The organism is Phenylobacterium sp., assembly GCF_016793225.1.
GTDB lineage: Bacteria > Pseudomonadota > Alphaproteobacteria > Caulobacterales > Caulobacteraceae > Phenylobacterium.
This window is the reverse complement of the sequence record NZ_JAEUMN010000012.1, coordinates 1-15,575: the sequence shown is the minus strand read 5'-3', so window position 1 is coordinate 15,575 and position 15,575 is coordinate 1. Positions and strand designations below refer to the sequence as shown.

General features: G+C 70.9%; 10 protein-coding genes. 4 read left to right on the top strand and 6 right to left on the bottom strand.

The genetic code is table 11. The features are described 5' to 3' along the window. Positions 1-8 precede the first annotated feature (8 nt). Entirely contained in the window at positions 9-1,931 is a 1,923-nt protein-coding gene (locus JNK30_RS01005) for a S9 family peptidase (protein WP_293479347.1), read from the top strand. Positions 1,932-2,023: 92 nt separating this feature from the next. Next, the gene (locus tag JNK30_RS01000; protein WP_293479345.1) at positions 2,024-4,054 is read left to right on the top strand and encodes an NADPH-dependent 2,4-dienoyl-CoA reductase; all 2,031 of its coding nucleotides are present in this window, start codon (positions 2,024-2,026) and stop codon (positions 4,052-4,054) included. Between the two features lie 6 nt (positions 4,055-4,060). Here the strand turns inward: JNK30_RS01000 and JNK30_RS00995 are convergent, their stop codons facing one another. The 5 genes from JNK30_RS00995 to JNK30_RS00975 all read right to left on the bottom strand — a co-directional run bounded on the left by JNK30_RS00995 (position 4,061) and on the right by JNK30_RS00975 (position 11,205). Beyond that, positions 4,061-6,700, bottom strand: coding sequence for a DUF3604 domain-containing protein (locus JNK30_RS00995; protein WP_293479343.1), 2,640 nt, complete (start codon positions 6,698-6,700; stop codon positions 4,061-4,063). Continuing rightward, positions 6,697-7,905, bottom strand: a complete 1,209-nt coding sequence (locus tag JNK30_RS00990; protein ID WP_293479341.1) for a HupE/UreJ family protein — start codon at positions 7,903-7,905, stop codon at positions 6,697-6,699. The genes JNK30_RS00995 and JNK30_RS00990 overlap by 4 nt, the downstream gene beginning before the upstream one ends. 25 nt (positions 7,906-7,930) lie before the next feature. Then, complete coding sequence (locus JNK30_RS00985) at positions 7,931-9,415, bottom strand: sulfatase-like hydrolase/transferase (protein WP_293479339.1); 1,485 nt, start codon at positions 9,413-9,415, stop codon at positions 7,931-7,933. Positions 9,416-9,440: 25 nt separating this feature from the next. After that, positions 9,441-10,397: a formylglycine-generating enzyme family protein gene (locus JNK30_RS00980; protein WP_293479337.1), complete on the bottom strand. Its 957-nt coding sequence runs from the start codon at positions 10,395-10,397 to the stop codon at positions 9,441-9,443. 76 nt (positions 10,398-10,473) lie between these two features. Next, positions 10,474-11,205, bottom strand: a complete 732-nt coding sequence (locus tag JNK30_RS00975; protein ID WP_293479335.1) for a TetR/AcrR family transcriptional regulator — start codon at positions 11,203-11,205, stop codon at positions 10,474-10,476. A 196-nt stretch (positions 11,206-11,401) separates the two neighbouring features. Between JNK30_RS00975 and JNK30_RS00970 the strand changes: the two genes are divergently transcribed. After that, a complete protein-coding gene (locus tag JNK30_RS00970) occupies positions 11,402-12,364 on the top strand; it encodes a hypothetical protein (RefSeq protein ID WP_293479333.1) in 963 nt (320 codons plus the stop codon). A 133-nt stretch (positions 12,365-12,497) separates the two neighbouring features. Beyond that, entirely contained in the window at positions 12,498-14,771 is a 2,274-nt protein-coding gene (locus JNK30_RS00965; protein ID WP_293479331.1) for a TonB-dependent receptor, read from the top strand. A gap of 37 nt (positions 14,772-14,808) precedes the next feature. On the opposite strand, the gene JNK30_RS00960 is transcribed toward JNK30_RS00965, so the two are convergent. Beyond that, positions 14,809-15,396 (bottom strand): TetR/AcrR family transcriptional regulator, encoded by a 588-nt coding sequence (locus JNK30_RS00960; protein WP_293479329.1) that lies wholly within the window; start codon positions 15,394-15,396, stop codon positions 14,809-14,811. Positions 15,397-15,575 lie beyond the last annotated feature (179 nt).

The following is a 15,575-nucleotide window of genomic DNA, read 5'->3' as shown; positions in this document are numbered from 1 at the left end:
GGCTTCCCGTGACGCGTATCGCCTGCCTGCTCGCACTGCTGCTGTCGCTCGTCGTGGCGTCCGCGCCGGCCCGCGCCGCGCCGCTGGAGGCCTACGGCAAGCTGCCGCTTATCGAAGCGGCCGCGGTCTCGCCGAGCGGCCACGCCGTGGCGATGATCCTCACCAACGGCGAAAGCAGGCTGATTGTCGTTCAGGACCTTGCCTCCAACACCATCACAACGAAGGTGACGGCGGGCTCGGCCAAGGTGCGCGCCTTGCGCTGGGCCGGCGACCGGCACCTTCTCGTCGTCACCTCGGTGACGGCGGCCCCGATGTTCATCCTGAACGCGCGCCGTGAGTGGACGCTCGCGTTCCTGCTCGATCTGCAGACCAGCAAGGTCCGGCAACTGCTCCGCGACTTGGAGAACGGCATGAACACCGTGTTCGACGTGCCGGTGGTGCGCGAGGTGGAGGGAAAGCCGGTCGTCTTCGCCCAGGGCGTACGGTTCGTAAACAATCGCGGCCGGTTGGGGCTCTATCGCATCGACCTCGAAACGGCGAAGAGCCGGGAGGTCGAGGGCGGCTCCGAGGACACCGTCGACTGGCTCGTGGACGCCAACGGCAGGCCGGTGGCGCAGGAACTCTACGACGGCCTCAAGGGGCGCTGGACCCTGAAGGTCCCGGATCGGAGCGGTTGGCGCGAGACGGTCACCGTGGACGCCCCGATCACCCGACCCTACACGGTAAGCCTCGGCCGCGACGGGCGATCCGTGCTCTATGCGATGAGTGACGAGACCGGCTTCGCCTGGCGGGAGGCGCGTCTGGACGGCGCGCCGCCCGGCGCCCCCATCGCGGACGTCGAGGGTCTGGATCCGATCGTCGACACGACGGATGGCCGCCTTGTCGGTCATATCGCTCTGGTCGGCGACGACACCCGTTACACCTTCTTCGACCCCGCCGACGATCGGGCGTGGAAGGCCGTGCTCAAGGCCTACGCCGGCGACGCGGTCGCCCTGCGCTCGTGGTCGAAGGACCGGAAGAAGATCGTCGTGATCGTCGATTCCGCGATGGCCGGCCCGGCCTACGCCCTGATCGACCTCAACACGCGCGAGGGGACTTGGCTTGGGCCGGAGTACGTCGACCTCAGCCCGGCAGATGTCGCGATCAAGGAACCCGTCAGGTTCAAGGCGCGCGACGGCCTGGAGCTCTCTGGCTACATCACGCGGCCACGGGGCGGCCCCGCGAACAACCTTCCGCTGATCGTCTATCCGCATGGCGGACCGGCGGCGCGCGACGGGCCGGGGTTCGACTGGTGGGCCCAGGCCATGGCCTCACGGGGCTACGCGGTGCTGCAGGTGAACTACCGGGGGTCGGACGGCCTGGGCGAGGCGCTGCTGCAAGCCGGATTCGGCGAATGGGGCCGCAAGATGCAGACAGACCTCTCGGATGGCGTGCGCCACTTGGCGGCGCGCGGGACCATCGACCCAAAGCGCGTCTGCATCGTTGGCGCCAGCTACGGCGGTTACGCCGCGCTTGCAGGGGCCACCATCGACCGCGGCGTCTACCGCTGCGCAGTATCGGTCGCGGGCATCTCGGACCTCCGCCGCCAGATCTCGTATGCCCGCAGCCGGGGGGGCCGACCGGCGGAGCGCTACTGGAACCGTTTCCTGGGCGTATCCGACGAGGCGAGCGAGGAGGTCCTCGAGACCTATTCGCCGGCCCGCCTGGCCGACCGCGTCGAAATCCCCGTGCTCCTGATCCACGGCAAGGACGACTCCGTGGTCCCGCTGGAGCAGAGCCAGATCATGGCGACCGCGCTGCAGAAGGCAGGCAAGCCGGTCGAGCTCGTCGTCCAGAAGGGCGAGGACCACTGGCTCTCGCGCGGCGAGACCCGCCTGCAGATGCTCACCGCCACCATGGCCTTCGTCGAAAAGCACAATCCGCCGAACTGAGGCCGGCCGCAGCGCAGCGCGCGCAGTCCCCTCTGGCTTGACCTTGGGGGACGGCTGACAAAGGTCGGTCGAGACGACGGCGGAGGGGCCCGATGAGCGCGACGACCAAGTACCCGCACCTGTTCGAGCCGCTGGACCTCGGGTTCACGCGCATCAAGAACCGCGTGATCATGGGCTCGATGCACACGGGGCTGGAGGACATCCCCGGCGGGTTCGAGCGGCAGGCGGCCTATTTCGCCGAACGGGCCCGCGGCGGCGTGGGCATGATCATCACCGGCGGCATCGGGCCGAACCGCGAGGCCGGCGGCGGCGCCAAGCTCTCGACGCCGGAGGAGGCCGAACAGCACCGCATGGTGACCCAGGCGGTGCGCGCCGCCGATCCTGACGTGAAGATCTGCCTGCAGATCCTGCACGCGGGCTCGCTGGCCCGGAACCCCGACGCGGTGGCCCCCTCGGCGATCCGCGCGCGCATCGCGCCGAACGTCCCCAACGAGCTCGACGCGGAGGGCATCGAGAAGCAGCTGTCGGACTTCGCCAACTGCGCCGCGATGGCCCGGCTGGCCGGCTACGACGGCGTCGAGATCATCGGCTCGGCGGGATACCTGCTGTCGACCTTCCTGGTGGAACGGACCAACCAGCGCACCGACGAGTGGGGCGGGACCTGGGAGAAGCGCATGCGCTTCCCGGTCGAGGTGGTGCGCCGCGTCCGCGCGGCCGTGGGGCCCGACTTCATCGTCATCTTCCGCATCCCGGCCATGGACATGCTGCAGGACGGCCTGGCCTGGGACGAGGTGGTCAGCCTGGGCAAGGCGGTGGTCGCGGCCGGGGCCACGATCGTCTCCACCCACTTCTGCTGGCACGAGGCCCAGGTGCCGACCATCGCCACCATGGTGCCGCGCGCCGCCTTCGCCGGGGTCACCGGCCGGCTGCGCAAGGAGCTGGGCGTGCCGATGATCACCAGCAACCGCATCAACATGCCCGCCGTGGCCGAGCAGGTGCTGGCGCGCGGCGACGCCGACCTGGTCTCCATGGCCCGGCCGATGCTGGCCGATCCCGACCTGGTGAAGAAGACGCTCGAGGGCCGCGAGGACGAGATCAACACCTGCATCGCCTGCAACCAGGCGTGCCTGGACCACACCTTTACCGGCCGGCTGACCAGCTGCCTGGTCAACCCGCGCGCCTGCCGCGAGACCGAGCTGATCTACCCGAAGACCACGGCCGCCAAGCGCATCGCAGTGGTGGGCGCAGGACCGGCGGGGCTGGCCTACGCCACCGTCGCGGCCGAGCGCGGGCACAAGGTCGCCCTGTTCGACGCCGCCGCCGAGATCGGCGGGCAGTTCAACCTGGCCCGGCGGATCCCGGGCAAGGAGGAGTTCGACGAGACGCTGCGCTACTATCGTCGGCGGATCGAAGTGCTGGGCATCGACCTCAGGCTCGGGACCCAGGTCTCGGCCGAGGACCTGAAGGCCGGCTACGACGAGGTGATCGTGGCCACCGGCATCGAGCCGCGCACGCCTGACCTGCCCGGCATCGACCATCCGAAGGTGGCCGGCTACATCGACGTGATCGAGGGCCGGAAGCCCGTGGGGCAGAAGGTGGCGATCATCGGCGCCGGCGGCATCGGCTTCGACGTGGCCGAGCTGATCACCCACGCCGGGACCTCGGCCTCGCTCGACATCGACGTCTTCGCCCGGGAATGGGGCATCGACTTCCGCAACCATCCCCGCGGCGGCGTCACCGGCGTCACGCCGCAGGTCGCCAGTTCGGGCCGCGAGGTCACCCTGATGCAGCGCCGCAGCGATCCCGTGGGCAAGTCGCTGGGCAAGACCACGGGATGGACCCACCGACTCACCCTGCAGCGGCGGGGCGTGAAGATGCTGAACGGCGTCGAGTACCTGAAGATCGACGACGCTGGCCTGCACGCGCGGGTGGGCGGCCAGCCCGCCCTGTTCGAGGTGGACACGGTGATCGTCTGCGCCGGGCAGACCCCCAAGCGCGACCTCTACGACCAGCTGACGCGGCTGGGCGTGAAGGCCACCCTCGTCGGCGGAGCCTTCGAGGCGGCCGAGCTCGACGCCAAGCAGGCCATCAACCAGGCGTCCGAGCTGGCGGCGGCGGTCTGACCGCCTTCATCGCCGCCGCGCGGCGCGTCCGACCCACCAGGGGCTGGACCACGCCGTCGCGCCGTCGGCCTGGACGACGCGGACGTAGTAGCTGTCGCCGTCCTTCGGCGCTTCGGCGTCGGCGAAGCTGAAGGTGCGGTCGCGCTCCACGGCCGGCGTGATCTGGCGCACCGTGATCCTGTCGTCCGAGGCGCTGGAGGCGCTCGTCGTCCCCGAAGCGTTCAGGGCGGGCTTGACGGCGAGGCGCCGCGGCTCGGCTGCGGCGGCGGGCGTTTCCAGCGTCTCCTGCAGGATCGTGGCGCCGCCCTGGTTGAGGGTCACCTCGACCTTCGCGCCGGTCGCCGGGCCGGCCAGCTTGAGGCGCACGGCCTTGGCGAAGCCGCGGGTCGCCAGCCGGAACGTCACGGTGTCCGCCGCGCCAGGCTGCGGCCGCACCCATTCCGTCAGGTAATTGAGGGCCTCCACCTGGGGGCTGTATGCGGCCTCGATCCGGGCGCCGGCGACCCTGATCGTCCCGGTCCAGGCGCGGCCGGCGCGCGAGGGCTCGAGCAGCCTGGCGGGCTCGGAGGTCGACCAGAACTCCACCTCCACGAACGTCCCGTCCGCGGCGCCGGCCGGCGTGTCGAAGGCGCGGACCTCGTGGTCCTTCCCGTTCTTGACCAGGGTGATCGACTGGATCGGGGCCGTCCCGTGGACGACGCCGTCGATGCTGCGGCGCGCTCCGGCCGGGGTCACGGCGCCCATCTCGTGCCCATCGAGCGTGGCCTTCAGGATGATGCGGTCGCTGGTGGTGGCGTAGGTGCGGCGCTGCTTGATGGCGTCGAACAGGATGTCGCGGTCCTTGCGCGGCGCCATGACGGCCGCGACGCCGCCCGTGCCGTCGAAATAGAACCGCCCCAGCGGCCGCATCTTGTAGCCCGGGTGGCCCAGATGGTCGTCGCCCGCGCCGACGAAGCCCAACTGGAAGCCGTTGGCGAGGTAGCGCCGGCCCAGCCATTCGAACGCCCCGTGCTCCGAGACGATCTCCACCACCGGTTCGAGCCCGGCGTCGTTCTGGCTGGCGTCCGCCGTCATGTGCGCATGCGGGATCACCAGCACGTCCTTCGGCGCGTAGTGCTTGCGCAGGCCGCGGTAGAGGTCGGGCAGGGCGGGGTAGAGCTGGCTGGGCACCGGCTCCACCTTGTCGAGGCCGCGGAAGATCACGTTGTGGTGGCCGCCGTAGGCCGCGAGCACGGTCCACTCGTAGCCCATGTAGGTGATGAACCGGCCCGGCTGGTCGTACTTGCGCGCGCCCTCGCGGATCTGCTCCCACTCGTGGGCGTCCATCCAGAGGTCGTGCTCGGTCAGGCTGACGAAATCGAGCCGGGACTCGTCGCGGGCGAACTGGAAGTAGCCGTCCACGGTCCCCATGCCCTCCGAGAAGCCGCAGTGGCCGTGGGTCTCGCCCCAGTAGATGCGGGTGGTCGGCTTCGCCTCCACCAGGACGGGGTTGGCCTCGCCCACGAAGCGCCCGTCCTCCGAGACGATCTCGAAGCGATGCACGCCGGGCGCGCCGATGCGGACATCCTTGAGGACCGTGATCGCCTGAGCCGAGGCGGGGATCCTGCGGAACTCCCGGCCGTCCAGCTTTACGATCCAGGCCGGCGCGCCGCCGGTGGCGAGGTTGCGGAAGCGGTCCTCCGTGCGGATCGACACCTCGAACGGCTCGTCGACGCCGACGATCGAGGGGGCGAAGCCGTGCACGCCGCCGGCCGGGCCGCCCAGCAGGGGCTGGCTGACCTCGCGCGGGGTGAGCAGCAGTCCGTCGGCCTCGGTCAGGATCCAGAACGGGAACCGCACCGCGGTGTTGGAGACCTGGAACAGCTGCAGGCCCTTGCTGCCGCGCGACCGGTCGCCGTAGGTGACCGTCACCGTGTCGCCGGGGCGAAGCTCGCCCTCCGCCACCTTGAAGAAGACGCGGGGCATCTCGCCGATGCCCAGGCTGGTCGAGAACATCCCGGCGATCGGATAGGTCTCGCGCACGATCCTCACCGCCCGGTTCGAGGTTCGGCACGACACGTAGTTGTCGGCGTGGGGGTCGGTGGCCTGCAGCTCGGCGAACGAGAAGTAGAAGTGGTTCGGGAGCACTGCGCCGCCGCCGACGCGGATCGGCGCCTCGCCGACGGTGTAGGTCTGCTCGAACTGGACGTAGCTGTCGACGTGCCAGGGACCCTCCGTCCGGGCCGTCACCTCGCCGCAGAGCCGGGGGTTCTTCTCCAGCGCCGAGAGCGTGCGGACGAACTGGTCGATGGCGGCCAGGCTGCGGGCGCGGGCGCGCTCGCCGGTGGTCGGGAAGCCGGGCGCGTTGACGCCGGTGATGACCGACGGCAGGTCCGGATGCAGGTAGATCCCTGTCAGCGAGAGCGCGTTCATCCACGCGTAGAGCACCGCGCTGCGCGGCCGCACGTTCGAGAGGTCCGTGGGCCGGGCCGCGACGTCCTGTTTCAGGGTCTCGACCTGGCGTCGCAGGGAACCGCTCATGTGGTCGCCGGGCGCGGCAGGCTCGGGCTTGAGCAGCGTCTGCGTGGCCGCCCACCCGAGCGGGGGCGCGGCGACGCCGGCGACCAGCAGGGCCTGCAGCGCGTGGCGGCGGTTCATAGGCGTCATGGCGTGCCTCCCAGGCCCGGCGCGGCCGGGCCGAACTCGATGACGATGCGGTGTGCGGTCCAGACGACCCCGATCAGCGCCGCGCCCAGGGCGACCGGGCGCCGAAGCCGTTGCGGATCGAGCGAGACCCGGGCGGCGAGGCGCAGCGCGACGACGACCGTGGCGATGACCGCGAGCTGGGCGACCTCGACCCCGATATTGAACGCGGCCAGCGCGGCGACCTCGGCGCCCCGTGGCAGGCCCGCGTCGCGCAGCGCCGCTGCGAAGCCCAGGCCGTGCAGGAGCCCGAACCCGAAGACGAGCGCCAGGCGTCCCCAGCCCACGGCCTCGGGCCCGCGCAGCGACATCAGCGCCGCCAGGGCGATCGAGAGGGTGATGGCGGGCTCCACGAGCGCGGCGGGCGCGGCCACGAACCCCAGCGCGGCGAGGCTCAGGGTGATCGAGTGGGCGACGGTGAACGTCGTGACGAGCCGGGCCAGCGGCCCGAACCGGGGCGCGCCCATGGCCAGGGCGATGATGAACAGAAGGTGGTCCGGCCCTCCCGGGACGATATGGCCGAAGCCGAGGCGCAGGAACCGCAGCGCCTCCTGCGCCGCGTCCAGCCAGGGCCGCGGCCCGGCGAGGCGGAACGCGGGGCTCTGCTGGCCGTCCGTGAGCGGCGCGGTCACCGTCCGTCCGTCGGGATAGCGCACGGAGACGAACGCCGGCCCGAGGCTGGGCGGCAACGCGATGTCGATCGCCACCGTCCCCGGCGGCGTGCGGGCGGCGATCCGGATCGGAGCCGACGGCTGCGGGCTCCCGCGCGGCGTGAGGGCCTCGGCGCGCACGTCCGCGGGCGACGGGAAGCTGATGGTCAGATCCTCGATCACGCGGCGGTCGGCGCGAAGGGTGAGCATCTCCGCGAGCTGCCGTTCGACGGCGGCCCCGCGGGCGGCGATCTCCGCGTCGCTCAGGGCCGCCAGACGACCCGCCGCCGCCTCGTCGGGCGCGGCCTGGGGCGCGCCCAGGATCATCGGGGTCAGATGGACGCGGAGCGCCACGTCCAGGGTCCCGCCCGGGGCGATCCGCACCTCGGCGAGCGCGTGCGGCAGGTCGTGCGCCTGGCCGCCGCGACCGGCCATGAGCGTGAGCAGCACCGCCAGGACGGCGAGGGCCAGCAGGCGCCGCCCCGCGCGCGCAGGCTGCGTCGTCATGGCGAAGTCCATCGCGCCGCCCCCTGCCGGCAGGGCCTCAGATGGGCACCGTGAACGGCGTCCCGCAGACGTTGTAGGTGGTTGCCGGGCGGGACGGCCAGCGCGGGTCCTGCATGTCGCGCGACCACTGATCGAAGGCCTTCTCGAGCTGGCGGACCTTCTCGGGGTGCTTGTCCGCGAGGTTCGTCGTCTCGTTGAGGTCGCTCTTCAGGTTGAAGAGCAGCGTGTACTTGCCGTCGAGGCTCTTCCACAGCTTCCAGTCGCCCTGGCGGATGGAGGCCAGCGGCCGCCGGCGCCACATCAGGGCGTCGTGGGGGACGCCCGTCTTCTGGCCGGTCAGGTAGGGGGCCAGGTCGACGCCGTCGTAGACCCGGTCCGTGGGCAGCGACCCGCCGGCCGCGGCGATCACCGTCGGGAAGATGTCGAGCGTGGAGACGACGTTGCGGTAGACCTGACCGCCCTTCAGGCGCGCGGGCCACCGCATCATCATGGGAATGCGCACGCCGCCCTCGTAGTGCGTGAGCTTGCCGCCGCGCAGGGGCTCGCATGCGCACATGCCGGGATAGTAGGCGGCGCAGCCGTTGTCCGAGATGAAGTAGACGATGGTGTTCTCCCCCTCGCCCGAGGCGTCCACGGCCTTCAGGACCTCGCCGACCGCGTCGTCCAGCGCCGAGACCATCGCCGCGTAGATGCGGTTCTGCTCGTCTTTGATGTGCGGGAAGCGGTCGTAGTACTTCCGGGTCACCGTCAGGGGATCATGGGGCGCCGTGAACGCGAGGTAGAGGAAGTAGGGCTGATCCGACGCCGCGTTGCGGGTGACGAATTCGACCCCGCGCCGGCCGAAGTACTCGGTCAGGTACTCCTGGTGGTTGTCGACCACCTTCCGCTCGGGCCCCTCGACGATCTGGGTGTACTGGTTGCGGCGCGCGGCGTTGCCGCCTTCGCCCTCGCGGCGCGGGTTCACGAAGTTGACCACCTCGGGCCGGCGGATGTCGATGTAGCTGGTCGCCCCGCTCAGCAGGCCGACGAACTCGTCGTAGCCGCGGTTGGTCGGGTAGAACTGGGCCTGGGCGCCCAGGTGCCATTTCCCGATCAGCCCGGTGCGGTAGCCGTTGGACTTCAGCCCGCTGCCCAGCGTGATCTCGTTGACGTCGAGGCCCAGGCCCTCCTGCGCGTCGCGCGACGCGGGCCCGTTGTTGAACTCGAAGCCGAAGCGCTGCTGGTAGCGTCCGGTCTGCGTGCCGGCGCGCGAGGGGCTGCAGACGGGGGCGGTCGAGTAGCCGTCGGTGAACTTCACGCCCTCGTTGCCGATCCGGTCGATGTTGGGGGTGCTGATCCGCCGGATGCCGTAGGCCGAGATGTCGGCATAGCCCAGGTCGTCGGCCATGATGACGATCACGTTCGGCTGCTTCTGCGCCGCGCGCGGCTTGCCCAGCTGCCCGCCGCCGGCGCCCGTGCAGCCGGCCAGCGCCAGGGCCGCGCACAGGAGCGCCGCCAGGCCAGATCCCAATGTTCCGCGCATCTCGGCTCTCCGTCCGTCAGGCATGTCAGGTGCGGCGCTGCGCCAGCCGGCCGGCGCGCGCGGTGAACTTCGAGGGCTCCACGACACAGCGGAAACCCACATGCATCAGGGCGCTCTCAGGCGTCGCATGGGCCCGCGCCGTCGCCCGGAACCCCTGGCAGAAGGTGGGGTCGCAGAGGAACGAGCCGCCGCGCTGCACCCGTTCCCCGATGCCCCGGTCGGCCGGCTTCGCGGCGTCGTATGGCCGATACCAGGACGCGGTCCATTCCCAGACGTTGCCGGCCATGTCCGTGAGGCCCGAGGGCGCTTCCCCGAACGCGCCCACCGGCGCGGTGGTGCGGAAGCCGTCCTCGTTGCTGTTGTGCAGCGGGAAGGGGCCCTGCCACACGTTGGCCAGGTAGCGGCCGCCGCCCTTGAGCGAGTCCCCCAGCTTGAAGACGTGCCCTTCCGGCGTCTGGCCGAGGCGGGCGGCGCGCTCCCACTCGAACTCGGTGGGCAGGCGGGCGCCGTACGCCCGGCAGAAGGCGTCGGCGTCGCGCCAGCTGACCTGGGTGACCGGGTGGTCGTCGGCCGCCGCCGCTCCCGAGGGCCCTTCCGGACGACGCCAGTCGGCGCCTTCGACCTCGAGCCAGCCGCCGATGCGGGGATCGAAGACGCTGGCCGTGCCGTAGCGTTCGGCGTCGGTGCGGTAGCCGGTGTCCTGCACGAAGCGGCGGAACTGCGCGACGGTGACCGGGGTGCGGTCCATCAGCAGGGGCCGGGCCTCGTAGATGAACTGCGGGCGCTCGTCTGGCGGCGCCCGGTCGTCGCCGATCTGGACGCGTCCCCCGGGGATGGCGACGAGGACGGCCTGCCGGGGCTCTGCAGCGCGGGGCCCGCCGCGGCCTTCGCTCGCGGCCGCGGCCAGATAGAGCGAGCCGACCAGGAGTCCGCCGGCGCCTCCCAGGGCCACGAAGGCGAACTTGCCGAGGCGCAGGGCCATGACGCGACTCCAACACGAGCCGGAAAGGTGACCTACCGATCGGTAAGTGTCAAACGTCCGCGCGGGCGGCCGCCGGTCAGCGGCGCATCAGGCCGCCGAGCTGCATGGCGATGATCTGCTCGATGATCTCGTCCAGCGAAAGCTTGCCGTTCGGCTTGCGCCAGCGCGCCATCCACAGGATCGCGCCGATGATGCAGTGGGTGGCCACCGTGACGTCGAGGTCGGCCCGCGCCGCGCCGGAGTCCTTCAGTTCGGACAGCGTCCCGCGGATGAGCTCGAAGTACTCCCGCTTGCGCGCATTGATGATCCGCCGCTTCTTCGGCCCCAGGCCCCCGGGTTCGTCGGCCACGATCGTCACCGGGTTGCCGGACCGCGACGAGACCCGCCCGATGTTCGTGAGGTGGTTGCGGATGATCAGCCGCAGCCGGGCCTCTGGATCGGCCACCTCGCGCGCCGGGTGCACGACCTCATCGAAGAGCTCGTCCATCCCGAACGACATGATCGTGAACAGCAGGTCCTCCTTGCCCTTCACGAAGTGGTAGAGGCCGGCCTTGGTGATCTTCACCGCCTCGGCGATGTCGCTCATGGAGGTGGCGGCGTAGCCCTTTTCCACGAACAGCCGCGAGGCGTGGACGTAGATCTGGCGCGCCCTGTCGCCGGCGACGCGCGGGCCCTCGCGGCTGGCGACGACCAGGTCCGCGCCCTCGCCGGCCGGCGGCTTGCGGCCCTTGGCTTCCGCGCTGCGTTTCGCCGCCCCGGCGCCCGTGTCAGCCTTCGCCTTGCGGGAAGTGCGCGTCGCCGAGGTCAATCCAGCGTCTCCGGGCCATCTGAGGTCGCCGGCGCCGCGTCTGGCTGGCCGGGGCGGGCGTCGTCTGACGGGGCCTGCGTCGGCGGCATAGCACCGACGGAATCCATCTTCAAATTGTGCTCTCGGAGATTGCGCCGCGCCGCAGGCGGCGCCATGACTTGGCGCTGACCGATCGGTTAGTAGGTGAGCTGCGGCTATGCGGATGGCCTTTGCGAGGCGCGAGGTTCTGGCCGGCCTGGCGGCGGCGCCGGCGATGGGTTTCGCGCCGGCGGGGGCCGAGGTGCGCGAGACGATCGAGGGCCGGCCGACCCTCCGCAACATCCCCCGGAAGCCGGTCGGGCTGGTCTACCTCTTCCACGGGACGGGCGGCTCCGAGGCCTTCGCGACGCGCCGTCACACGCGTATCCTGACCGGCAAGCTCCTGGCGCGCGGCTACGGCGTCGCGGCCGCGCCGTCCGGGCGCCGCACGGCGCCGGTGCAGTGGGACCTCGGCAGCGTCGGGTCGGCGGAGAACGCCGACATCGCCTACATGCTGGCGCTCCACGAGACCCTGATCCGGCGCGGCGAGATCGAGCGGGCGACCCCGGTCTTCACCACGGGCATGTCGAACGGGGGCGGGTTCGCGAACGTCTTCGGCGTGGGCGCCCTGCGGGCGGGCCTGCCGGTGCGCGCCATCGCCGACTACATGGGCCCGATCCCGGCGGCCGCGCGGCCCCCGGCCGTCGCGGCGCGCGACTATCCGCCGATGTTCCTCGTCCTGGGCGAGAACGACGGCCTCGTCTCCGCTCAGACCGTGGGGGACGTGGCCCGAAGCCTCGCCGAGGCCGGCGCGACGGTCGAGCTTCACCAGCCGCGGGAGCAGGCGGTCTCGCCCGCGACCTTCGGCGTCATCGAAGGTCTCGGCGATGAGGCGCGGCGCGCGATCTTCCAGGGACTCGTGGACGCCGCCGTCCTGGATGCGGCCGGGCGCCGGCTCGTGTTCCGGGATCGCCCTGTGCTGGGCCGGCCCGAGATGGCCGAACTCGCCCGGATGATCCCGGCCGGCCCCCATTCGCGCGACGTGATGGACGAACTCCTGATCGCGTGGTCGGCGCATCAGATGCGCTCGGACTTCGCCGACGCCCAGCTGCGCTTCTTCGAGCGCCACCGGGGCCGGTGATCGGCGTCCCAACCGATCGGTCGGTAAGCTGGTTGTCGGATCGGCGAACCGGTGTAGAGTGAGGCTGCAGTGGCGGGGCCAACCGCCGGCGCCGGCCCTCGGGCCGGACGTCCAGACGCACGAGGGGGAAACCGTGGGATCATTCGCTGCAGACACCGTTCGCCCGGACACGCGCCGTTCCGGCGCCCTGACATGGCTCGCCTGCGCCTCGGTGGTCGCACTGGCCGGGGCGGGGGCGCCCGAGGCGGCGCGCGCGCAGACGGCCGGCGCCTCCGAAGCCGTCGACGTGGGCGAGGTCCTGGTCACCGCCCGCAAGCGCGAGGAGCGGCTGCGCGACGTCCCGGTGGCCGCGTCCGTCCTCGACGTCGAGGGCCTCGAGGCGCGGGGCGGCGTCAGCGACGTGCAGACGCTGCTCTCCACCGTGCCGGGCCTGCGCTACTTCAACACCAGCACGCCGGCGAACTCCGAGATCTCGCTGCGGGGCGCCGGCACCAGCCGCGGGACCTCGGCCGAAGCCGCCGTCGGGCTCTATCGCAACGGCGCCTACATCGGCGGCGGCGGCAATCTCGGCGGACGCAACTTCTCCACCGCCGACCTCTTCGACATCGGCCGGGTCGAGGTCCTCCGCGGCACCCAGGGGGCGCTCTACGGGCGGAACGCCGTCGGCGGCTCGATCAATGTGATCTCGGCCACGCCGACGCAGTCGTTCTCGGGCTTCGCCGACTTCAAGTACGGGTTCGAGAACAACCGCTCGCAGCTTCAGCTGGTGGTCAACGTGCCGCTGTCCGACAGCGTGGCGGTGCGCCTCGGCGCCTCGGGCGTGACCCAGGGCAAGGGCTTCTTCTACGCGCCGTTCACCGACCAGTACCACGACGACGAGGAGAGCTCGCTGCTCCGCGGCCAGATCCGCTACGACAAGGACGGCCTTGTCATCAACCTCCTGGCCGAGAACCAGATCGCGCGGATTCCCGGGCTCTTCTACACCTACGCGATCCAGCCGAACGCGGCGGCCGGCTATCCCCTCGGGCTCTTCGGCAAGAAGTACGAATCCGACTGGAACACGCCGCCGGGCGCCAAGCAGAACATCGCCACCATCAACCTCGCCGTGGCGTACGACCTGGGCTGGGCGTCGGTGGACTCCACCTCGATGTACAGGCGGCGCAAGTCGCTCTCGAACTTCGACAGCGACGCCACCAACCCGGTGGCCCTGGCCGCCCAGCGCGCCCGCGGCAACCAGCTGCTGCTGACCGACACGAACCAGGGCAACGAGAACCACAACCTCGCGGAGATCCTGTTCCAGGACATCCACCTGACGGGCGCGGAGGTGAACGGGTTCACCTGGCTGGCCGGCGCGGAGCTGCTGCAGATCAAGCAGAACCAGGCCAACTTCACCACGCGCACGCCCACGGCCGCCAACCGGTCGACGGGCAACTACACGCCCACCTTCGCCCGCATCCGCTCGTTCGGGGTGTACGGCTCGGTCGGCTACCAGGTCACGGAGCAGCTCAACCTCGAGGCCGAGGGCCGCTATTCGAAGGACAAGCGCGAGGTCCAGACCAACCGGTTCGACCGGCTGACGGGCGCGGTCGTGACCACCGGCGCGCGGCTGATCACCTCCGCACGCTCGTCCCCGGACTCGGCCATCTTCAACCTGACCGCGGGCTACAAGCCGACGCCGCTGTGGCTGGTCTACGGCAAGGTGGGCACGGGCGTCCGGGCCGGCGGCTTCAACACCGCGGCCGGCGACCCGCGGCAGCCGATCCCGATCCCGCCCGCATTCGGCGACGAGAAGTCGACGACCTACGAGCTGGGGGCCAAGGGCAACATCACGCCCAACATTTACGTCACCACCTCGGTGTACCGGACCGACATCAAGGACTTCCTGGTCCAGCAGGACAACGGCTGCCTGGCGACGAACCCCGTCTGCCCGGTGTCGTCCACGAGCTTCCTGATCAACGGCGGCAAGGCCGAGATCAACGGCGTCGAGGCCGATGTTGCGATGCGGTTCGACCTCTTCGGCGGCGGCCTTCGCATCAACGCCAACGCGGCCCGGCAGAAGGGCAAGGTCGTGGCCGGGCGGTTCAAGGGCGCCCGTACGCCCCAGACCCCCGTCTGGAACGGGTCGCTCAACCTCGACTACCGGCACGACCTGGTCGGCGGCTTCCGCGGTTTCACGAACGTGACCTATTCGTTCCAGAAGGGCGGCATCCAGGAGATCGAACAGTTCCCGAAGCTGCACGACAGCTACACGGTCGACGCCCGGATCGGCGTCGAGAACGGCTCGATCGAGGCGGCGCTCTACGCCACCAACGCCACCGACTACGACTACATCATCTTCGAGTCCGAGACCGTGCGGCGCTGGAACCAGCCCCGGCTGTTCGGCGCGCAGGTGCGCTACAAGTGGTGACCTGCTCCGGACGTGGCGTGACGTCGCCCGTCCGGGCTCACGCAGCCGGGCCGCGGAGGCCGGAGAGCAGGTTCCCGACGATCTGGTCCGAGATCTCGTCCAGCGAGAGCCGCCCGTTCGGCCGTCGCCAGCGGGCGACCCACATGATCGTGCCGATGATCGTGAACGCGGCCACGGTGGGATTCAGCTCGGGCCGCACGACGCCGCGCGCCTGAAGGGCCGTCAGCGTGTCGCGGATGAGGTCCATGTAGCGGCGCTTGCGCGCGTCGATCTCGCGCCGCCGCTCGGGGCTCAGCCCCTGGGGCTCGTCGATCACGATCGAGATCGGGTTGCGCAGGGCGCTGTCCGCGCCGACCACGTTGCGGATGTGCCGGCGGACGATGACTTCCAGGCGCGTCGCGGGATCGGCTTCGGCGAGCGCCGGCGCGATCACGTCGTGCTCCAGCTTGGCCATGCCGTGCAGCATGATCTCGTAGAGGAGATCCTCCTTGCTGGAGACGAAATGGTACAGCCCGGCCTTGGTGAGGCCCACGGCCACCGCGATATCGCTCATGGACGCGCCGGCGAACCCGCGCTCCAGGATCAGGGCCGACGCCTCCCGATAGATCTGGAGCCTGCGATCCATCGGCGGCGGGGTTCTTCCGAGCAAGCGGCGCCTGCCCGGGCCCGCGGCCCTACTTAGCGAGCCAACCGACCGGTCGGCAAGTACGGGTGCTCGTCCGCCGTGCAGGTCCGGCTGTCATCTTGCCAGAACGACGGTTTCGGCGGCGCCGACCTTGGGCCGCAGAGTCATGGTGAGCGACA